Here is a 22,241-nt window from a genome sequence, read left to right as displayed (position 1 = left end):
TATAAAATGTTACGATTTTTCATCCTCACCTTTTGATAACCAAAGCTTTTCGGCAAACTCTTTTATTTTTTCATTTCTATCCATCCCGGTTTTAATCTCATTTATAAATGTCTGCTGCTCCGGTTCATCTGCTCTATCCATTATTTTTTTGATAATATCTGAAAATTTAAGTAAGATTTCTATATGTGAATCGATAACATCAGCAGGGAATAGTGTACGCAAAGCTTCTTTTTTTTCTTCAAGTTTTCCATATTTTAATAAGTATGAACCTATAACAGAGAATATATTTGCATTCATTTTCTCTTTTCCATTTGTAAAAATATCCCGTACATTTTTTGCACCTGTCTGTAATGGGCAATTATCATTTTCAGCTTTACTGATAAGGTATTTTATTTGGGCAGAACAATTTGCAAAACCCGATTCCGATTTAATAAAATTTTCAATAACTTCTTCCAATGCTGTAACTGCACTATGCTCCAATGGTATCTTGCTATAATCTAATACTTTATAAGCAAAAGTTTGATCTTTTATGGATTCAATCCAGTCTTCTTTTTTAAGATTTTTTAAATACTCGGAAAGCGTATTCATACAATGTTTAGTCAATTCATTATTGATATTTTCAGTATGCACAGCCTTAAAAAAGGCTATAGGTATATCCGATATATTAGATTCGTTGATAGCTTTTACTGCAAAATCTCTCCACGCATTTAAATGTGATAACAGCACATCATGCGAAAGCTCTAATTTTTCATTAATCGAGTCATAATGCATGAGCAGTTTCTCTATATGTGCGCTAGATATACCATAAGAATTCTTTGTTAATTCCTGTGCAACAGCTTTGTAGACAGGGAACTCCATTTCCGGTAAATGGAGAAGAATATCACCATAGCTTGTATAATATTCAATTCGTTCTGCTATCTTTTTAACAATATTTGGATCATCGCTATTTAATACAGTATTAAAATAACTTAAATATGAGGAGTTAAAATTATCATATTGCGCAATTCTCATACAAACTAAATCATAATAAAAATCATTCTTACTATCCCAACCGGTAAATAGGGAGTATATATTGCTATCTGGTAAAAGACCTTTTTGAACCGGACGTTCCAATTCTTTTAATCGAGTGTATAATATTTCAATATATTCTTTATTGCTCTGATTACTTTTAATAGTATCAATTAGTTTTGATTTGTATTTTTGAAAGTTATAATTTTTTACAATATGCGGTATGAATGTAATTTCCTTTAACTTTTCAATTTCAAGTTCAGATAAATATGTATCAAGCTCATTATTATCACAAGTAATTTTATATTTATTAATATTGGCCTTAGCCAGATTAATAAAAACAATAAACTGCTCAATCTGTAACTTCTTTGGCATAAGATGAGAAAATACATCAATATTTTTTAATTCAGTAAGTTTTGTGATATCATTATAATACTGCTGAGGATTAAAGTTTTTATTATTTGCTAACATACTTATAATAGTTTCTAGATATTGTGCAGGAGCTTCAATATGAGATAGTAGTATATACTGATAATTTTCAAGCTTTGTTTCCACTTTATCTCTTGACTTATTGTAAAGAACTTTCCAAATATATTTGGCATACTGAGTATTCATTTTATCATCAAAAATTTTATTAATAGATTCTACAGCATTACCGATATTTGTAATAATCGGTACAGCAGATTCTAACGCATCAATAAAAATTGGTGATTCGCTGATCTCTTTAACGGTATTTGCATCGTTATTATCAAGTGATTGCTTAAGTTTTTCCCTAAATATAACACTTTCTACTTGTTCCGGAGGTAGTTGATAGTGAAGTGCTGCAAGGTATTTTGCTAAGTCAGTATCATTTTTATATAGAAATTCAATAGCACCTAAAAAGGTAGGCGAAAAAATTTCAATAATACCTTTTTCGGTTATTTTCTGTTTACCGAATATGTACAATGCAATATATTGATAAGGTATAGCATCTTCTACAATTTGTTTAATTGTTACTATTTCGTTGATGAATGCAATAATTTTTCGAGGTGATTGTTCTATCGTAAGCATATCATATATTTGCATTACATTTTCATAATTATCTTGATCAATTGTATTCCCAAATGCCTCCTTCCACTGAATTCTAAAATAGTTTTTCCAGTCCGACATAATAGGCGGAGAAACTCTATACACTACATCAAAAGTTTTATTGATAAAATCATCGCCATAACATATATATTCATCTAAAAAATTATCTTTATCTTTATCGTTATCTTTTGTGAGTATTTGTATATCCTCTTTTTTAAAAGCATTTCGTATATGTTGCCTATCGAAAGGAACAATAACCCATATATGTTCGTATCTTTCTTCTGCAAAAAAACTATGAATAGATGACCAAAGTTCTTGCACCTTATCTGATGGGAGTCTATCCATATTATCAAAAATGATTATTAGATTATTGTTTATCAAGTCATTAGATACTTCTTCTATCCAATCTTTAAAGTCTTTTGAAGAAGGATTGCGTTCAGATATTATTTCATGTGTTATAGTATCTTTTCTATCTTTTGTATAAAAAGCAAATATATCATTAAAAATATGTATAAATTTTTCCTGTTTTTTTTGTTTTTTGAAGAACCCAAAAAGATATTTTAATATTATATAACAAACTGCAACTATAAATAATGATAAAGGTGTAAAAAATATATATTTACTAACTTTTGGACAAGTTTCTTGTAATAAATCTGAAAGAGGTTTTAAAGCAGGTGTGATAATGATAGAAAAAATACCTATCATAACGCTAATACTTAACCTTGGTATAGTTTTTACTTCGGTTTCTTTTGTTCTTGATTCAAGATTTTTGCATTTTTCTTCCCATTTTTTACTACCAAGAATTTTTTTCTCATTAACCAGAAAATCGGTTAAATTTTCTAAAATTGCACGTCTTTGAATATCCTCTTGATGTCCCCATGCGTCATATAGAAAAAAGTGATATTTTTCATTCTCTTGCTGATTAAGCTGTTTTTCTACTATCTTTAACAGATTTGATTTACCGGAACCCCAAGACCCGTCAAGACCTATCATACGGCAATCCGAATTATTTTTTATAGTATCACAAATATTCTTTGCAATTGTAGTATGAGCCTTACCGGTAAATAAATCTTCTGCACAAAGAATTATAACCAACAATAAATTCTTCTTTTAGATTACAATCGGAAAGATAAAAAGCTTTATTATCTCCACTCACTATTCCCTGAAAGATACCTTTGAAAATATGTTTTACCATCATCTTTTGTAATTGTAATTTTTGAATGAGTGAAGTATCAGCTGAAGCAGATAAATGCCAAGCTCCATTGTCTTGCAAAATATCAAAAGGTAAAATATCAAAAAATAGTTTATCTGTTATTTTTTCAGGCTCGGTTTTTATAAATTTAAAGTCGGTATTGTTGTGTGAAAGTCCAATAATACAGGTATAAACAGAAGCCGTATTGAATACAAGATGTGATTCAAAATGAACGATACTGTTCAATGCATGATTTTCATATATAAATTGTCTAATACCTGAGCCGAAATCACTATTGATAAATTTATTAGGAAGAATAAATGATTGTACTCCATCCTTATTAAGCAATTTAAAACCTTTTTCCATAAAAAGTATATAAAAATCAAAGCGTCCGGTTGCAGATTTATATACCTGCTCATAGTATTTTGATTCCTCCGTATAATATTCACGCAATCCTTGTACTCTAAGATACGGCGGATTCCCTATCACGCAGTCAAAGCCGCCTTGAGCAAAGACTTCGGGGAATTCCTTGTCCCAGTCAAAGGTGTTGATTTTCCGCATGGCTTCATCATCAGAGAGGCTTAAATCCTTTTCGTTGTAATAGTCGGAACCGACAAGGCTGTTGCCGCATTTGATATTTGAATCGAGTGAGGGCAAGAGCGTCATGTCTGAAAACTTAAACAGCTGCCCCTGCGTTTCGCTGCCTTCGTTTTCCAACAGTTTTAAGTAAAGCGACAGCTTGGTAACTTCCACTGCCTGACCGTCTATGTCCACTCCGTAAATACTGTTAAGCAAGATCCTCTGTTTTTCTTCAATGGTAAGCTTATATACATTTTTCCTCGCTTCATAAATATAACCCTTTTTTAGAGCCGTCTTCCGCTCCTTTTCATCTGAGTAATAGTCCAAATGATAATTCAGCAAGGCTTGATAGGCTTCAACAAGAAAAGAGCCTGAACCGCAGGCAGGATCAACTACTTTAAGCTTTGCGATATCTTCGGGAGTTTTTCCTCTTATCTTTACACCGATTGTATTATCAACAATGTAGCGGACAATGTATTGAGGCGTATAGTAGACCCCTCCTGCCTTTTTTACTTCCGGTTTTTCTTCGATAAGGGCGGTGTGTCCGCCTTTTACATTGCGGAATTTAATAGTTTTTCCTAAAAACTGTTCGTAAATATTGCCGAGTATTTCAACCGGTAAAATCGAAAACTCATACGGACATTCGGGATAATAAAGCCCCGTTATAATAGCGGAAAGAACCGTATCGTCAATAATCAGGCTGCGTAACCAATCATGCGGTTTAAAAAGTCCCGAATTGTATTTTGCATTTGCCTTATCAAAAACACCTTGAAGTTTTTGATATACCGCACCGCTTTCGGTTATTTTTTTAAGAATTCCATATTCTTCCATTTCCTTATCTTCCGCAATCCGCAAGAAAATAATACGGTCGATAATTTTTTGTACGGCAACATTTAAATGGTAAATGCTTAAAGAAGGATTGCGTAAGGCAATATTCTTTGCAATGTCCGTCCGCCAGCTTTCAATCAGCTTTAGTAATTCTTTGTCGACTTCGGAAGTGCCCTTTTTATTTTTATTTTCTTGAATATAGGAATCAAAGCTGCCCTTTAAAATTGCCTCTTTTGAAAAGGTGTTAAAAATAAAATCGAAATTCTTTTGATATTCATCAAAGGTGCAATAAAAAATACGGGCCGTACTCGGTTTATCGGAAGGCGAAGGTTTTATGCGTGTATCGTACACGGCAAATTCTTCAAAGTCGGTGAGAATACACAGGGGCAGCTTTGCCGTATAGCCGTACCGCCTTACCTGAAAAGCAGGCTCAAGGTCATCTTTGATATTAACGCTAGGCTTTTTCGCTTCTACAAAAAACTTTCTCACTCCGCCTATCCTAAACGCATAATCGGGAGCCTTAACTTTACCTTCGATTGTTACCTTGTCTTCACGCACAACCTCGCGATACTGCTCGGAATAACCTTGTGTATTACTGATATCCCAGCCCAAAAGCTCAAAAAACTTATCTATAAAATCAGTGCGGGTATTTGCTTCATCATAAGCCGCTGCATTATACTGTTTTTTATTTTGTTCAAACAGATCAGTTAATTTTGTAAGACCGATTATATGTTCATCTAAAATATTCATGAGTAACTCCGTAAAAGCATAATTACATTTGATTATACCAAATTCCTATAAAAAAATCAGAGGGTAACAAATAAATCTTTAGCAAAATAAAGTTTGAATGAGGCAAATGATATAAGCAAGGAACCTTACCCAAGCCAACAATCTTCCGTAATGAGGCCTTCTTTCAGTTTGAGAACTCGGCCGCACGAAACTCCCAATTGCCCATAGCTTTCAAGCATTAGGGAACGCAAGCCTGCATTATGTAAAACATCTGTAGAAAGCTTCACGATTTTAGAACTTTTAATTATAAAAAAATCTTCACAATTTTTAAAATTATCATTGACAAATTGTCAGTTACGTGATATTCTAAGTGTTGGGATGAATAGTATGAGAGATGTAAAAGAACCTGAAATACGGCGTGCCGAGATTATGAATGCGGCAATGCTGCTTTTTATGGAGAAAGGATATACTAACACAACAACTCAGGATATAGTCGATAAAGTAAATATATCAAGAGGGTTGTTATATTATCACTTTAAGAATAAAGAGGATATCTTATATTGTCTTGTAGAACAATATTCAGATAAACTATTGAAAGATATTCACATTATTACCTATGATGATAAAACTGCCATAGAAAAAATCAGATCATTTATGAATGCCACCATTATATCTTCGGAAAATATTTCGGCAGAGGGTACAGTGCTACAAAAAACAGTTGACCTTAAAGAAAATCAATATATGATAGATAAGTTATCCCATAAGCTTGTTGAAAAACTGACAATATATTTTGAAAAGATTATAAATCAAGGAATAACGGAAAAAGTTTTTTTTGTAAAATATCCATCAGAAACAGCAGAATTTCTTATGACAGCTTATGTTTTTGTTTCAAATAACATAAGTATAAGATATTCGAAAAAAGAACCTGTTAATGACTACTTAAACGCATTTAAGATAATGCTTGAACAAAGTTTAAATACGAAAAAGCTCTTTAGTAATCAAAAAAAAATAGAATGTTTGTAAGGAGAATGGTATGCCGATAGATGTTGCTACACAAGTTATCGGTTTTATTTTAAAGAATAACTGACAAATTGTCAATAGAGGCGGAAATTATGTTAGAGATAAAGAATTTTAGTAAATTCTATGGGAACAAAAAGGCTGTTGAAAACTTATCCGTTTCAGTACAGTCCGGAGATATTTATGGATTCATTGGTGCAAATGGAGCCGGAAAAACTACAACGATAAAAGCGGTAGTTGGGATTCATGATTTTGAGAATGGAAGTATAACGATTGACGGGCATTCCATTAAAGAGGAGCCTGTTATTTGTAAAAAAATGATGGCATACATTCCGGATAATCCGGATTTATATGAACATCTGACAGGATTTCAGTACATCAATTTTATTGCAGATTTATTTGAAGTTTCTACTGAGATACGCAGAGAAAGAATTCAGAGATACGGCGATTTATTTGAAATGACGAAACATCTTTCGGGAATGATATCTTCGTATTCACATGGCATGAAGCAAAGAACGGCGATTATTTCTGCACTGGTGCATTCTCCAAAGTTACTAATTTTAGATGAACCTTTTGTTGGACTTGATCCGAAAGCAACTTTTCTACTAAAGAAAATAATGCACGAATGCGTATCAGATGGAGGAGCCATTTTCTTTTCAACACATGTATTGGATGTTGCAGAAAAATTATGTAATAAAATTGCAATTATAAAAACCGGAAAGTTAATTGCGAGCGGAAATACAGAAGAAGTCAAAGGCAATAAATCTTTGGAAACTTTTTTCATGGAGGTGCAGGATAATGAGCAAAATTTGGATACTAATTAAAACACAATTGATGAATTTTTTTCCGATCAACGAAATGAAAGAGCCAGGAAATAAAAAACAAAGTTCAATTGTTATTGCAAGTTTTGGAATAATAACTCTTGCCATATTTTTCTTTTTTTATAACATCATAACAGCTAAAACATTGGTACAAGTGGGACAGCAGGAATTGATACCGGCATATATGGTGTCGGTATCAAGCTTTGCAATATTATTTTTGACAATATTTTATTCGAATGGGATTTTATTTGGCAGTCGTGATATGGAAAATCTTTTGTCGTTGCCTGTAAAAAGTTCGGATATTATAAGCAGCAAGTTTATGTTTATGTATTTATTGAATTTTTTAATAGGATTGATGTTTATGCTTCCGGGAGGAATTGTTTGGGTGTTAAACGGAAGTTTAAATGTATTACAGATTATATTGTATTTTACTTCCATAATTTTTGTTCCGTTGATACCTATGTGTATAGCAGCATGTATGGGAATCGTTATTGTTGTTGCTTCATCTTTCTTTAAGAGAAAAAATGTTATTGCTTTAATTTTTTCATTTGCAATGATAGGGATAATTGGATATATTGCAGTGTCAGCTATGAAATCAGGTAATGAAAATAGTATTGGGATTATGCTTTCTAAGCAAATTACCGGATTGTACCCACTATCTAAGCTATTTATGGAATACTATAATTTTCCAATGTACATTGGAGTAGGATTATTTATTGTTCTCTCAATAGTATTTTTTTATATATTTGCCAAAATGGTTTCATTGAAGTATGGATTGCTTAATACTCTTGCTAAAACAACAACAAGATATTCCGACAACAAAAATTCGAATAATAGAAAATCAGTATTTTTTGCCCTATATAAAAAAGAAATGGGACGGTTTCTAAACTCATATATGGCAGTGTTGAATGCAGGTCTTGGTGTAATACTTTTATGTGTTTTTAGTATATTTCTTCTTTTTAATTCTTTACAACAAATAGGGGAATATTCGGGAATCGAAAATATTAATGAATATCTTTCGAATTTTGCTCCAATGTGTATTGCTTCAATGTTTTTACTTAGTTGTCCGGCAGCGTTTTCCATATCTTTAGAAGGTAAAAATGTTTGGATTTTGCAAAGTTCTCCTATTCGGGTAAAAACGATTTTAAATTCTAAGATTGCGGTAAATTTTACGCTTCATTTAATCGGATACATGATTTCCGTATTTGTATTTACACTGAAACTCGACATGAACCCAATTCAAATGATTAACCTAATAATTGTTCCTATATGCTATTCCGTTTTTATAACAGCGATAGGAATTTTTTTGAATAAAAAATATCCTAACTATGAATGGGAAAGCGAGATGATGGTAGTAAAACAGAGCCTTCCTGTTATTGTGTCCGGGGTTATCGGAATAATTGCACTCATTACGCCAATTCTTCTTCATTGGTTTTTAAATCTTCCGATAACGCCTGTTTTTCAAATAATATCGGTTACTTTACTTGTTATTGCAAGTGGAGTTTATATAAAAATCGGTAAATCAAATTTTATTTAGTTCAAGGAGAGAAATTGTATGAAAGATGGACTGTTAAAAGATGTCTTGGTCTTGGTGGTAATGATGGTTGTAATATTTATTATTTGCTTATTTCTCCCGGAGAAAATTCCTGTTCATTTCAATGCAAAAGGAATCCCCGATATGTTTGCTAATAAATTTTATCTTTTATTTGCCACAGTCGTTCCTTACTCTGCATACCGGAAATTTGTACGAGGAAGAAAAAACAGAAAGTTAAGTGAGTAAACATCCATATTTACAAATTGGTTGCAATCCTTTTATCAAACCTTTTTAGCATCATACATAAAAACAAATGCGGCAATCTGTTCGTTGAAACGTGCTTCATTCGTTCAATTTCAAGGAAGCCCCCTCCCCCAAATTTTTCACTTTTCTTTGTTAAATATAGTTGACACTAACTTTAAATTATGTTATCTTTATATTAGCGACGGTAGCGTCGCTATAATCTGCCGGCAAGGCAGGGTGTTTGGGAGAATGTATGTGTGCAAAAGAAAGGCTTCCGGCTGATGTCCGCAAAAAGGAAATCAGGGAGGCGGCAAAAAAGGTATTTTTAAAAAAAGGCTTCGGCAGTACCACAATGGAAGACGTTATCGCTGCAACGGGTATGAGCAAGGGCGGGGTTTACCGGCACTACAAAAGCACGGCGGAAATGCTCTATGACCTTATGCTTGACGGCAACGAATACCGCTCCTATCTTTCCGAAGACTTTATGCGCAAGCATGAGGGAATTTCTGTCGAAGACCTTGCAATCGAAATTGCCGTTATGAAAATGCTTGACCCCAACGAGTACAAATCCTTATATGCCATGTTTTTAATGGAAGCGGAAAAAAATAAAAAACTTCAAAAATTACGCGATGAACTTATAAAAGAATCTGCAAAGGAATTACGCTCATTTTTACATGAACATAACTTGGATAAACTCATACCCCTAACAAGCGAAACGGGTATAGCTTTTCTAAATGCCGTCATCGTATCATGCGAAGTCCTATCGGTGGGTAAGGTTTTTAGAAAAAACAAAGATTTTTTTAGAAACATAATTCGTCATTATTTTAGTGAATCAGAGGAGAAACACAATGAACCTGATAAAAAAATACATCAGTAAAAACAAGGGTATGTATGCAGCTTCCATATTCTGCGCCTTGCTAGAAGTCGCTATGGGACTTATTACATACATCACTTTGGCGGGAGCAGCTGCCGCTCTTATCGAAGGCAATAGAGATATGCAGTTTTACACAAAGGCAGCAGGAATTATTTTGATCTGCTTTACGTTAAAAGAAATCTTTGCGGCAATTTCTACATCAATATCGCACAGAGCAACTTTTTCTGCATTGAAGGATATACGCAAAGATATTTCGGACAAGATGTTTAAGATGCCCTTAGGCGACATTCTCAACATCTCATCGGGAAAGCTTAAAAATATTCTTGTCGAACAAGTCGATTCAATGGAAACAACATTGGCTCATCTTGTTCCCGAAATGACGGCAAACATTGCAGGCCCCGTCATTCTGTTAGTGTATATGTTTATTTTGGATTGGAGACTGGGGCTTCTTTCTCTTGTGCCTCTTGTTATCGGCATGATGTTTATGAAAACCACAATGAAATCATACGGAACCAATTATGCCGAATCGGTAAAAATAAATCAGGGAATGAACAGTGCAGTAGTCGAATACATTAACGGTATCGAAGTTATTAAAACCTTTAACCAAAATGAAAAGTCGTACAAAAAATACAGCGATGCAGTTTACGACAATGCTTCATTTTATTATAAGTGGATGAAGCAATGTATGGTCGGCGTTTCGGCATACCGAACTATCTGCCCTATGATGCTCTTAACAATTTTGCCCTTCGGCGTTTTATTTTATTTAAACAATTTGATTACGCCGATTCACCTTATCACGATAATTATCCTTTCATTCGGTACAATCGAAAATATTATTGCAGCAACAAATGCTTTGGATGACCTTGCACGCATAAACACCATTACAGGAGAAATAAACGGAATCTTGGAGTCAAAAGAATTGGTTCATGCAGAGACGAGGGCAGAGATTCCAAATTATAATATAGAATTTAAAAATGTGGAGTTTTCATACAAGGACGGCAAAAAAATATTGAACGGCTTAAATCTTTTATTAAAAGAAAAACAAATTACCGCCATCGTCGGCCCTTCGGGTTCGGGAAAGTCAACCATCATAAGACTCATTGCAGGCTTTTGGGATACAACGGCAGGCAGGCTCAGCATCGGCGGTACGGACATAAAAGATATTCCGCTTGAGCAGCTTTCCGAAATTATTTCCTATGTATCGCAGGATAATTATTTATTCGATATGTCCATACGAGAAAACATCAGAATAGGAAAACCCGATGCAAGCGATGAAGAAATTGAAAGCATTGCAAAAAAATCGGGTTGTGATGAATTTATACGGAACCTTGAACACGGTTACGATACGATAAGCGGTCAAGGCGGAAGCCGTCTTTCAGGCGGAGAAAAACAGCGCATTTCTATCGCCCGTGCTATGTTAAAAAACGCCCCGATTGTTATCCTCGATGAAGCGACGGCATATATGGACACCGAAAACGAGAGCCTCATGCAAAAAGCTATCGGCACCTTGGTACAAGGCAAAACCCTCATTGTAGTTGCCCATCGATTAAGAACCGTCGTCAATGCAGACAACATCGTTGTAATCGAAAACGGCAGCGTAGAAAGTACAGGCACTCACACCGAACTTTTGGAAAAATCGGCTCTTTACCGCAGCATGTGGGAAGCAGCTCTTAAGGGAGAAGAATAATGATTAGTGTTTTTAAAAAGATTATCCGCTTTGCTCAAAAGGAGCGGGCAAATATAAGAAAATCGATTATTTCAGGTTTTATGAATGCAGTTTTTAACGCATTACAATTTGCGGCAATTTATTATGTGTTGGTAAAGATCTTCGATAAAACAATCGGATCAAAAGACATTGCAGTAAGCCTCGGTATTCTGCTTGTAAGTCTTGCAGGAAAGATGATTACCAAATATATTTCACAGTTACAACAAACCCATGCAGGTTATTTTATGGCCGCCGACAAAAGAATCGAAATCGGCGAAAAGCTAAAAAAAGTTCCGATGGGATTTTTCTCCGACTTCAGTTTAGGAAAACTCACCACACTCAGTACCACCACTTTAAGCCTTATCGAGGCACAGGTTCCTCTTCTTTTGGTTTTAATGCTCGGCGGTCTACTGAACACAAGTATTTTTGTATTGAGCCTTTTCTTTTTTAACGTAAAAATAGGCTTAATTGCCATAGCCGGAATGACAGGCTTTTTTATCGTTACCGCCTGTATGGAAAAACGCTCGCGTAAAAATGCCCACCAAATCCATGAAGCGCAACAGGACTTAACAAAGCAGGTGCTTACAACCGTACAGGGAATGTCTGTTATAAAATCCTACAATCTTGCAGGAGAAAATAACAAGGAACTTCACAAGGCCTTTGACGACAACTGCCGCATTACGATGGGTCTTGAAAAAACAATGACACCCTACATTGCAGCACAGCGCATCATTATAGGAGCCGCAATCAGCCTGATGGTTTATTTTTCTTTTAAGCTTTATTTAAAAGGAGCCATGCTTTTACCCGATGCAATTATGTCGATGATTGCAAGTTTTATAATCTTTGAAGGATTAAAAGGAGCCGGCAGTTTGATGGCAATTTTAAGAATTACCGAAAACGCTATCGACAGTTTAAACTATCTTGAAACAATGCCCGAAATACAGGAGGGAGAAAAAACTCAAACAACCGCATCCGCTTTCGGCAATTCAAAAACCGAAATCGAATTTAAAAATGTGTCATTCAGGTATGACGAAAAAAATATTCTTAACAATGTTTCATGCAAGATGAATGAGAAAGAAATTACCGCCGTTGTCGGTCCCTCAGGTTCAGGCAAAACTACTCTATGTAATTTGATTGCACGCTTTTGGGATGTACAAGGCGGAAGTATTTCTATCGGCGGAGTTAATATCAAAGATTTAAGCTTGGAAGATTTGATGAGCAAAATCAGTATGGTATTTCAAAATGTTTATCTTTTTGAAGACACAATCGAAAACAACATCAAATTCGGAAAACCTGAAGCAAGCCGAGAAGAAGTTATCGAAGCTGCAAAAAAAGCAATGTGTCACGAGTTTATCGAAGCCCTGCCTCAAGGTTACGACACTCTTATCGGTGAAGGAGGCGCTTCCTTATCGGGCGGAGAAAAGCAGAGGCTTTCAATCGCCAGAGCTATCTTAAAGGACGCTCCCATAATTATTTTTGATGAAGCAACTGCCAACATAGATCCGGAAAATGAAGACAAGCTGCGCCTTGCCATCGAAGCCCTGACCGCAAACAAAACCATCATCATGATTGCACACCGCCTAAAAACCATCCGCAATGCCGATAAAATTTTGGTACTCCACGACGGCACAATCGAACAAAGCGGAACTCATGAAGAGCTTACGGCTCAAGGCGGTCTTTACAAAAACCTCATCACCGCCAAAAATGAATCGGCGGGATGGAAGCTGTCCAAGAATTGACATCCTTGTCAATTCTTGGACAACGAGTTTACTTCGTAAACTCGATTCTGTTAAGAACCGGCGGCATCCGTGCCGCTTCTGAATTGACATCCTTTTTCGATTGACTTAAAAAACTATTTGAGTTAGAATAAGTCCTATGAAAAAGCGTATCTTTTTGGACAATGCAGCAGGGGCCTTTCCTAAGGCGCCCGGCCTCGATCACGCCCTCGCAAGGGCTGTTAATATGGGAACGGGAAACATTAACCGCAGCACCTACACCGAGACCGAAGAAGCAGGCCTTGCAGTTATCGAAACAAGGGAACTCTTGTGTAAGCTCTTTAATTTTCAGCCTGCAACCCATGTTATTTTTACCTCGGGAGTTACTGCAAGTTTAAACTATATTATTAAGGGCTTTTTAAAAACCGGAGACAGGGTCTTAACAAGTTCTTTTGAGCATAATGCCGTAATGCGCCCCTTGGTTCAAATGGAAAAATCGGGTGTTAAGATTGACCGCGTTCCTGCAATTTTAAAAAACGGAGGAGCCTTTGTAGATACCTCCTTAATCGAATCCATGATAAGGCCCGAAACCCGCCTCGCCATTTTTTCTCACGCTTCGAATGTAACCGGCTTTATTCAGCCGATAGAAGAAATTGCTTCAATCCTAAAAAAGAACAATATCCCCTTGGTAATCGACGGTGCCCAAAGTGCAGGCCACATCCCTGTAGACTTGGAAAAGCTAAAACCTGCGGCCTTTTGCTTTACGGGACATAAGGGCTTACTCGGCCCGCAAGGAACAGGAGGCATCCTCTTCGATAAGGATTTTGCAAAAGAAGTCGAACCCCTTATCGCGGGCGGAACGGGAAGCGCCTCCGACTCGGAAGTTACACCTTCCTTTATGCCCGATAAATTTGAAGCCGGAACTCAAAACATAATCGGAATCGCAGGTCTTTACCACAGCTTACAATGGCTTGAAAGTTTCGGGATTCAAAACATTCACACAAAAGAACAAAAGCTGCTTAAACTTTTTTTGGACGGAATAAAGGGTCTTCCGATAAAAATAGCCGGAGGAGATTCTCCTGAAAACAGAGTCGGAATAGTTTCGATAGATTTTTCAGAGCTAATGGATAATGCAGAAGCAGGCTCCATCCTCGAAGAAAAATACGGCATCCTTACCCGCTGCGGCCTTCATTGTTCGCCTTCGGCACATAAGTCCATCGACACCTTTCCGCAAGGCACGGTAAGATTTTCGACGGGCCCCTTTACCATAGAAGAAGAAATTGAAACGGCAATAAGAGCAGTAAAGGAGCTTTGCTCAAGGACTTAGCTTACCCTAAGTATTTTATCCTCACGCTTGGTCACAAGACCGATAATAGCGGGCTTTCCGCAAGGTGTGTTTTCCAAGGCTTGAGACAATTCCGCATAAAGAGCAGCCGCATCTTCCTTGTCTACCGAAATTAAAAGCCCGCCCGAAGTTTGAGGATCGAACATCAGGTCTTGGTAGGCAAGGGGGACATTTTCAAAGGCAACATTGTCTCCTACAAAGGTTCTATTGGTATAAACGCCGGCAGGCAAAAATCCCATTTGAGCGCTTTCAATCACAGACTCATAAACAGGAATGGATTTGTAATCCACCTCAATGCTCATACCGCTCCCCTTCCCCATCTCGTAAAGATGACCGAGGAGGCCGAAGCCTGTAATATCGGTACAGGCGTTTATCCTATATTTTACCATGATATCGCGGGCCTTAGCATTTAAAAAAGCCATAATCTTATAACAGCGGTCAAGCTCTTCAGGCGGCGACATATCGGCCTTTGAAGCCGTAAGCAATACTCCTGTTCCTATGGGCTTGGTTAAAATTAAAACGTCGCCTTCCTTTGCCGTCGAGTTTTCTAAAATTTTTTTAGGATGAACGAAGCCGTTAACGGCCAAACCGTATTTAGGCGAATCGTCATAGATGGTATGCCCGCCGCAGACAATGGCCCCGGCCTCATAAACCTTATCGAAGCCGCCGCGTAAAATTTCTTTTATCATGTCTTCAGGCATATCCTTGGTTATACAAAAAAGATTTAGTGCCAGCTTGGGCTCTCCGCCCATCGCGTAAATATCGCTTAAAGAATTTGCGGCGGCAATTTGTCCGAACATGTAGGGATCACCCGAAACAGGCGGAAAAAAATCTATGGTAGAAATAAGAGCCGTTTCATCGTTTATTTTATAAACTGCGGCATCATCGGAAGTATTAAAGCCTACGAGTAAATTATCGTCATTCCTTACGGAAAAATGTTTTAAAAGTTTATCGAGTGCACCCGCACTCAGCTTTGCACCTCAGCCGGGATTCTTTGCAGATTTTAATAAATCGAAATTTTCATTAATAAGTGAACAGCTCATATCAGCCTCCGAGTAATAATATCTCACAATTTTAAATTATGGTCAAGATAAAAAATAGGGTATTGAACATTTAATTTTATAATTGTATACTCCAACCGACAAAATCTCATTCAGGAGGAAATTATGAAGATGAGTAAAAAGGTAAGAGCTATAGGATTATTTGCAGCAGCTCTTTTGGTATTTGCTTTTGCCTCAGAGCCTAATCCGGTACTTTACGGTACGGCAAAGGTAAAAGGCTCGCCCTCAGCCGGCCCTAACTATGAGTACGGATATTCCGTATGTATAGATGTAGAAATCGATGCCCAAGGCAAGATCATCAAAGTAAGCGATGACGAAAAAAATACCGATGCATCAATAGAAGCTGATGTTACCGGAAATGCAGGAACAAACAAAGTTTATTGGAAAAAGTTTTTAGAAGCCAAGGGTTTTGATAAATACAAGAACAAAACCTTAAAGGATGTAAAAAAAATAAATGTAGGTATTCCCGGAAAAGCAGGCCCCGATGTTGTCGGCGGAGCAACAGCTTCTTCTCTGGCTGTAAAAATGGCGGTTCTCCAAGCCCTAACCTTAGATGCTTCAATTAAGGAACTGAAATCTTACAAAAATCCCGATAACTACAAAAAGGGAGAGCAAAAAAAATTGGAAAAAATAGTTACGGAAGGAAAAACTCTTCTTGAAAGTTTAGAAACTTATGAAGAAATAGAAAAGGCCCTTGAAGAATTAAAACAAAAATTGGATGCATTAAAAACAAAATAATAAAGAAACGGCAGTATTGATGAGTTTCTCCAAAACGGAGACCTCATAATACTGCCGCCTTTAATCGCACTACACTTCAACGTACTTGCCGTCTTCACCTAAAAAATAAAAAGCGTCGTAATCAAATTGACTAAAATCATCTTTATTGAAGGCTAGGCCTTCTTTAAAAATTAATTTTAATGCAGTGCCGCAGCTTGAACTTACAGAGCGCGGCACCGGAACAAGTTTTGCAGTCAATCCCCCTGTCTTAGCATTATCCGTTTTATTCACGGCCCTCATGCAGACAAGAGAATCGTAATGCGTATGAAAGGTAATTAAATACTCTTTCATTATTTTGATACGGCAATTTTCCAGCCGTCATCAGTCGGTTCAATCTTTGTTTGAGCCTTTGAATTATCGCAAAAGCGTTTTATATTTTCTTTTGCAGTCTCGTTATCTACCAATACAACAAAGCCGGAATTTGATCCAAGAGCTTTTTTGGTTAAAACCACAGGCTCAGGGCAAGCAAGCCCTCGAGCATCTACAATAATATCAGACATAATCTTTCCTTATAATTAAAACTTATTTATTCTTCAAAGAATAATAGATACTTACAAAGGCTGTAAGAATCAAGCCTACAACAACAGCTATCATACCGGCACTTGTCGGTCCCTTGGGAGAAGAAGCAAGACCGAAGTTGTGAGCAAAGGCTGCACCGGCTATAAGACCTACAACGGTAACTGCCGAATCGCTGTTTCCTTCACCTGTCAAGATTAGCTGTCTTAAGGGGCATCCGCCTAAGAGAACGCTTGCCCAGCCGGCCAAAACCATTCCGAGGGCATTCCATAAACCGTCTGTGTGAGCAACAGGCTGACCTGCAAAGCCTAGGTTGAATTTTCCTAAAATAAAAGAACCAACCAATACGGTTACAAGAACAGTAAGGCTTCCCCATAATAGGTGGAAATCTTTAAGCATTATTGCATCGCGAATTCCGCCGACCGTACACATTCGGCTTCTTTGGGCAAGACCGCCTACAACAAGACCGATGGCCAAAGCCAAGAAGATCGGAGCCTTCATAGAGCCGGGGCCCTTTTCGCTGAAAGCAAGAACTGAGGGGAAGGCAACCAAGAGCACAAAGAAGACGATCATAAAGATGATAGGAATTACGCCTTCCTGCTTTGACTGATTATAGGCCCTGTTAAGAGAGAAGTTTTTATTTAAGAAGAAGATACCGATCACAATTCCTACCACAAAGCCTGCTAAACCGAAAATAGCATTTAAGTCTCCTGCACCCAAGCGTAAAAACATTCTTAAGGGGCAGCCCAAGAATACCAAGGCTCCTATCATAACAAAGAAACCCAGGGTGAATCTGGTAAAGGCAGCAGAACCGCCTCTCGGCTTAAATTCTTTTTTTGCAAAGGCCAATACAAAGGCACCTATAACAAGACCTATTACCTCAGGTCTCATGTACTGAACAACACCGGCATTGTGCAGTTTCAATGCTCCGGCAATGTCACGCAAAAAACAAGCGATACAAAAACCCATATTTCCGGGGTTTCCGAATCTTACCAATACAAGAGCGGCAATACCTATAACTGCTCCCGTTACAATTACCATGAGATGTTTTTTCATAAACTCTCCTTTTAAATTTAATTAAGCTAAAAAATAGAATTTTCAAATAAAATCTATCGGGGGAGAGTCTAACAAAAAGAAAATAAAATGTCAATATATTAAAAAAAATAGATATTTATTATTTAATTTAAAAAAGCGGCAAGAGCCGTACCTAAGGTTACAGCCTCATCATTTGTTTTGAGCACAAAATAAATGCCCTTTTTTTCGGTTAAACAGGTGTGTAAACTCTTAAAAATTCTTTCCTTAATCAAAAAGCCTTTTAAAAACATAGAACCGTCGGCACTTATACATATAGGCTTATCCGGAGATTTACCCTTTCCCGTCTTTATACAGGCTGCAGCAATGACGGCAGCCGACAGCCTTCCGGCTCTTTCAAAAAAACTTTTGCATATGGAATAAATCTTAACATAGTCTTCCGAAACCGAATGTGACTCGATGATACCTGAAAAAATATTTTTATCGTGATTTTGATCTTTTAAAAATAAGGAAATTTCCTCACTCGAAAAATTACGAGAATTTAAAAGCATCTTGTTGGCCCGCGACGAAAAAATTCCCTCGGCGGCACCTGCTCTTAAAGCGATGGAGCAAAGCTCTCCAAGATAACGGCCTGAACACATTCTCTCCAAAAAATACTCGTTTTTTAAATTGGAATTTTCAGAGAGGGTTTTATCGAATTTGCTTTGCGGAATCTTATTGCTCTTACCAGACTCGCATACGATTATTTGAGGCTTATTATAAAATTCGGTATCCTTTAGTTTTTCAATTTTATCATACTCGATATATGCAGAATTTAAGCCTGTTCCTAAAACAATGCCTATATGGGAATCGAATCTCTGCTCATTCGTTTCTGAAAATATCCCCGACTGGAGAACTGCAGCAGTATCGTTTACCATAATAACTTTTTTTACTTTTTTCCAAGCCTTTCTTGAAAGAGCCTGAAAAAGTCCCTCATTTATTTTACACTCGCCTATATAAGGCAGCTTTATTTCTTTGGAAAGCTTAATAGCCTGCCCGCCCTCCATCAGGAAAAATCTTTATAGCATAGGAAAAGCAAAATGAAACTACCTCAGCCTCATCCTTTAGAGGCTCTAAGTATTCTGCAATGTTGTCAAAAAATTCCTCATTAGTCATTTCCCTGTCAAGGGCCGGCATGGGATGTTTAAAAAAGGAAAGAATCTCAGGCACTCCTTTTTTATCAAAGTATACAAGCCCCGCTCTAAAATTGGTTCCTCCGGCATCTATTATAATTACCTTCTTGTTTTTAGGTACACTGTCGGGAAGATTTTTCCATAAGGGAATCATATCCATGGAAGAAGCAGTCTCGAAATCCACCTTCAATCCCTTTGTCATATCTTCCAAAAGAATTGAAGATGCATATTCTATATCGATTTTATAATCAAAATTATTTCTCTTAAAAAAATCATCTATCTCTTTCATTTAAATAATTCCCTCAAGTCTTAGTTATGGAACAATAACCTACGAGCCTATTTGATTGCCTTCTTTAAGGCTTCTGTCTTGTCGGTCTTTTCCCATGAGAATTCGGGACGGCCGAAATGTCCGTAAGCAGCTGTTTCCTTATAAATAGGGCGTTTCAGATCTAAGGTTTTTATAATACCTGCAGGAGACATATCAAAAACTTCTTTTATTGCCTTTTCTATTTTTTCTTCAGGGACTTCACCGGTATCAAAGGTATCTACTCTGACGGCAACAGGGAAGGGAACCCCTATTGCATAGGCCAACTGAACCTCACAGCGGCGTGCAAGATCTGCAGCTACTACGTTTTTTGCTATGTATCTGGCCATGTAGGCAGCAGAACGGTCAACCTTTGACGGGTCCTTACCCGAAAAAGCACCTCCGCCGTGTCTTCCCATTCCGCCGTAGGTATCTACGATTATTTTTCTTCCGGTAAGACCTGTGTCGCCGAAGGGGCCGCCTATAACAAAGCGTCCTGTAGGATTTATAAAATACTTGGTATCATCGGCCAAAAGTCCGGTCGGCTCCAAAACAGGTTTAATAACCTGATTTATCAGAGTATGCTTTAATTCGTCATATTGAACATCGGGATAGTGCTGATGAGAAAGCACAACCGTATCTATCTTGATAGGCTTAAAGCCTTCGTATTTTACCGTAATTTGAGTCTTTGAATCGGGTCTCAGCCAAGGAATAACCTTTTCCTTTCTGAGCTTTGCAGCATAGCGTAGAACCGAATGAGAAAACATAATGGGAGCAGGCATAAGCTCAGGAGTTTCCTTACAGGCAAAGCCGAACATCATACCCTGATCGCCGGCACCCTGCCGGCCCTTGTACTCATCAAGCCCCGTTCCGTCTACACCCTGAGAAATGTCGGGGGATTGTGAGTGAATCATATTCATAACGGCCATAGAATGGCAGTCCAAACCGAAATCCGTATTTGTATAGCCGATTTCTTCTGCTATAGTCCGTGCAATCTCTTGAATATCTACGTAGGTATTGGTAGTTATTTCTCCGCCGACAAGTACTAAGGCAGTAGAGGCAAAGGTTTCACAGGCTACATGACTTTCAGGGTCGTCTCGTAAACAGGCATCTAAAACCGCATCCGAAATTTGATCACAGAGCTTATCGGGATGACCCTCGCTTACCGACTCTGATGTAAAATAACTTATATCGTTTTTCATATTAACCTCGCATTTTAATAATAGTATCAAGGTTGATATTATATCATAAAATTAGGTAATTTTTCAAGCTCTACGGAATTACCGCTATATGGAAGTACTAAAAGTTTATCTTACTATACCGTTAAAAGCCGGAATTTTTAAAGTTTTTCTAAACCTTTTTCTTTTTTTAAAAATGAAAGCTTTGTTTCCGAAATTATTATCGCTATAAAAATTAAGATAAAGCCTAAAACCGAATAAACGTCAAGTCTTTCACCCTTAAATATAACCGAAAAGATAATTCCAAAAATAGACTCAAGCCCTAAGATAATGGCGGCACTTGAAGCATCCGTGTGCTTTTGCCCTATGTTTTGTAAAAGAAGAGCAAGTCCCGTACAAATGGCAGCAAGGTAAAGTACGGAACCTATGGACGAATAAGACCAAACTATTGCACTATTATCTTCAAAAATAAGGGTTACAAGCCATGAAAGTATTGCAGCCGCACCGAACTGGATAATCGTCATAAGAATCGGATCCTTTCTCTTGCTTAATCGTGTAATACTTATAATGTGGCTTGCAAAAAGAAGACCGCTTAAAAGAGCATAGAAGTCTCCCATGGTTATTCCTACACCAGAAGAAAGCACCAAATCCTTAAAGGACACAAAGCCTATTCCCAAAATACACAAAACCGCTGCAGAGGCATTGTACCTATCCGGACGAACCTTGTTCACAATCCAGCCTAAAAAGGGTACTATCACGCAATAAGAAGCCGATAAAAAAGCGCTTCTTCCCGGAAGACCTCCCGCAGTTGTAACGCCGAAGGTTTGACTGGAATAAGCTATAAATAGAAAAAAGCCGACAATTCCTCCGCTTATAAGGTAGTCTTTGTTTATAAGTTTTAACTTTTTATAAAACACAAGACAAAGCAATAAACAGGCAATAGAAAACCTCAAGCCCAATAAAAAATTAGGCTTAAAAAAATCGGTAGTTTCGCTTACAACTACAAGAGAACTACCCCATACTATAGCAACAAGTAAAAGGGCTAAACGCGATAAAACATTAATCTTGGTATTAGTCAAAATAAAATCCTTTGCATCGTCAGTAAAACGGCAAATGCAAATGCCTCAAAAAGTTCCGGAACGAGCTTTCCTTTTTGAAAAAGGTTTATTACATATTAGGAGGGTATTATACAAGAAAACAAAAAAAAAGACAAGTCGATGGAAAATTGTACAAAAATAATCCTATTGACATCTTTTTATATTTTATATATAATCAGCCTTTAATCCTAAAGCCGGAGGGGGTGAAAAGAGAAATGGCATATGTAACAATTGACGATTCAGAGCATCTTGAAAAAGCTCTCAAAAGATTTAAGCGTCAAGTCGAAAAAGAAGGTATTATCCGCGAATGGAAAAAGAAGGAATTCTACGAAAAACCTTCCACTGTTTTAAACAGAAAGAATAAGGCCCTCCGCCGAAAACTTATGAAAAAAACAAGACGCTCACGCGATTCAAAGAGCTATTAATGCAAAAAGAGCTTGCGGTTT

Annotated in this window: 18 protein-coding genes and 2 pseudogenes; 10 read left to right on the top strand and 10 right to left on the bottom strand. The window is 37.0% G+C overall.

What is annotated here, in order from left to right; all coding sequences use genetic code 11:
- Positions 1–9 precede the first annotated feature (9 nt).
- The 3 genes from E4O04_RS04550 to E4O04_RS04540 form a co-directional block, all read right to left on the bottom strand.
- Positions 10–3,174 (bottom strand): P-loop NTPase fold protein, encoded by a 3,165-nt coding sequence (locus E4O04_RS04550; RefSeq protein WP_253710208.1) that lies wholly within the window; start codon positions 3,172–3,174, stop codon positions 10–12.
- Positions 3,131–5,425 carry an Eco57I restriction-modification methylase domain-containing protein gene (locus E4O04_RS04545; protein ID WP_253710205.1) on the bottom strand — a complete coding sequence of 765 codons (2,295 nt, stop codon included), beginning with the start codon at positions 5,423–5,425 and terminating at the stop codon, positions 3,131–3,133. Before E4O04_RS04545 ends, E4O04_RS04550 begins: the two co-directional genes overlap by 44 nt.
- A 125-nt stretch (positions 5,426–5,550) precedes the next feature.
- The gene (locus E4O04_RS04540; RefSeq protein WP_253685146.1) at positions 5,551–5,691 is read right to left on the bottom strand and encodes a hypothetical protein; all 141 of its coding nucleotides are present in this window, start codon (positions 5,689–5,691) and stop codon (positions 5,551–5,553) included.
- A 100-nt stretch (positions 5,692–5,791) separates the two neighbouring features.
- Between E4O04_RS04540 and E4O04_RS04535 the strand changes: the two genes are divergently transcribed.
- From E4O04_RS04535 to E4O04_RS04500, 8 genes are all read left to right on the top strand, one after another.
- Positions 5,792–6,427: a TetR/AcrR family transcriptional regulator gene (locus E4O04_RS04535; RefSeq protein ID WP_253685147.1), complete on the top strand. Its 636-nt coding sequence runs from the start codon at positions 5,792–5,794 to the stop codon at positions 6,425–6,427.
- Positions 6,428–6,516: 89 nt separating this feature from the next.
- Positions 6,517–7,245: an ABC transporter ATP-binding protein gene (locus tag E4O04_RS04530; RefSeq protein ID WP_253710203.1), complete on the top strand. Its 729-nt coding sequence runs from the start codon at positions 6,517–6,519 to the stop codon at positions 7,243–7,245.
- Complete coding sequence (locus E4O04_RS04525) at positions 7,220–8,779, top strand: hypothetical protein (protein ID WP_253710201.1); 1,560 nt, start codon at positions 7,220–7,222, stop codon at positions 8,777–8,779. The genes E4O04_RS04530 and E4O04_RS04525 overlap by 26 nt, the downstream gene beginning before the upstream one ends.
- An 18-nt stretch (positions 8,780–8,797) precedes the next feature.
- Positions 8,798–9,022 carry a DUF1648 domain-containing protein gene (locus E4O04_RS04520; RefSeq protein WP_253710198.1) on the top strand — a complete coding sequence of 75 codons (225 nt, stop codon included), beginning with the start codon at positions 8,798–8,800 and terminating at the stop codon, positions 9,020–9,022.
- Between the two features lie 250 nt (positions 9,023–9,272).
- Positions 9,273–9,896, top strand: coding sequence for a TetR/AcrR family transcriptional regulator (locus tag E4O04_RS04515; protein WP_253685151.1), 624 nt, complete (start codon positions 9,273–9,275; stop codon positions 9,894–9,896).
- Positions 9,868–11,580, top strand: a complete 1,713-nt coding sequence (locus E4O04_RS04510) for an ABC transporter ATP-binding protein (protein ID WP_253710196.1) — start codon at positions 9,868–9,870, stop codon at positions 11,578–11,580. Before E4O04_RS04515 ends, E4O04_RS04510 begins: the two co-directional genes overlap by 29 nt.
- Positions 11,580–13,337: an ABC transporter ATP-binding protein gene (locus tag E4O04_RS04505; protein WP_253710194.1), complete on the top strand. Its 1,758-nt coding sequence runs from the start codon at positions 11,580–11,582 to the stop codon at positions 13,335–13,337. Before E4O04_RS04510 ends, E4O04_RS04505 begins: the two co-directional genes overlap by 1 nt.
- Before the next feature lie 136 nt (positions 13,338–13,473).
- Positions 13,474–14,640: an aminotransferase class V-fold PLP-dependent enzyme gene (locus E4O04_RS04500; protein ID WP_253710191.1), complete on the top strand. Its 1,167-nt coding sequence runs from the start codon at positions 13,474–13,476 to the stop codon at positions 14,638–14,640.
- Here E4O04_RS04500 and selD read toward each other — a convergent pair.
- Positions 14,637–15,701: a selenide, water dikinase SelD gene (selD, locus tag E4O04_RS04495; protein ID WP_253710189.1), complete on the bottom strand. Its 1,065-nt coding sequence runs from the start codon at positions 15,699–15,701 to the stop codon at positions 14,637–14,639. The two genes, E4O04_RS04500 and selD, sit on opposite strands and share 4 nt — an antisense overlap.
- A gap of 129 nt (positions 15,702–15,830) precedes the next feature.
- Here selD and E4O04_RS04490 point away from each other — a divergent pair, with 129 nt between their 5' ends.
- The gene (locus E4O04_RS04490; RefSeq protein WP_371922279.1) at positions 15,831–16,457 is read left to right on the top strand and encodes an FMN-binding protein; all 627 of its coding nucleotides are present in this window, start codon (positions 15,831–15,833) and stop codon (positions 16,455–16,457) included.
- 69 nt (positions 16,458–16,526) lie between these two features.
- On the opposite strand, the gene E4O04_RS04485 is transcribed toward E4O04_RS04490, so the two are convergent.
- The 6 genes and pseudogenes from E4O04_RS04485 to E4O04_RS04455 all read right to left on the bottom strand — a co-directional run bounded on the left by E4O04_RS04485 (position 16,527) and on the right by E4O04_RS04455 (position 21,924).
- Entirely contained in the window at positions 16,527–16,787 is a 261-nt protein-coding gene (locus tag E4O04_RS04485) for a putative Se/S carrier protein (protein WP_253685159.1), read from the bottom strand.
- Complete coding sequence (locus E4O04_RS04480; RefSeq protein WP_253685160.1) at positions 16,787–16,996, bottom strand: sulfurtransferase TusA family protein; 210 nt, start codon at positions 16,994–16,996, stop codon at positions 16,787–16,789. Before E4O04_RS04480 ends, E4O04_RS04485 begins: the two co-directional genes overlap by 1 nt.
- A gap of 22 nt (positions 16,997–17,018) precedes the next feature.
- Entirely contained in the window at positions 17,019–18,068 is a 1,050-nt protein-coding gene (gene yedE, locus E4O04_RS04475; RefSeq protein WP_253710184.1) for a YedE family putative selenium transporter, read from the bottom strand.
- Between the two features lie 122 nt (positions 18,069–18,190).
- Positions 18,191–19,505, bottom strand: a pseudogene (locus E4O04_RS04470) (hexokinase family protein).
- A 47-nt stretch (positions 19,506–19,552) separates the two neighbouring features.
- Positions 19,553–20,722: a methionine adenosyltransferase gene (gene metK / locus E4O04_RS04460; protein ID WP_253685163.1), complete on the bottom strand. Its 1,170-nt coding sequence runs from the start codon at positions 20,720–20,722 to the stop codon at positions 19,553–19,555.
- Between the two features lie 137 nt (positions 20,723–20,859).
- Positions 20,860–21,924, bottom strand: a pseudogene (locus E4O04_RS04455) (DMT family transporter).
- A gap of 86 nt (positions 21,925–22,010) precedes the next feature.
- Between E4O04_RS04455 and rpsU the strand changes: the two are divergent.
- A complete protein-coding gene (rpsU, locus tag E4O04_RS04450) occupies positions 22,011–22,220 on the top strand; it encodes a 30S ribosomal protein S21 (RefSeq protein WP_002673965.1) in 210 nt (69 codons plus the stop codon).
- The last annotated feature ends 21 nt before the right edge of the window (positions 22,221–22,241 follow it).

It is taken from the genome of Treponema sp. OMZ 799 (assembly GCF_024181365.1).
In the GTDB taxonomy this organism is placed as follows: Bacteria; Spirochaetota; Spirochaetia; order Treponematales; family Treponemataceae; genus Treponema_B.
The sequence above is the reverse complement of the archived record's forward strand: the minus strand, read 5'-3'. Positions and strand labels throughout refer to the sequence as shown.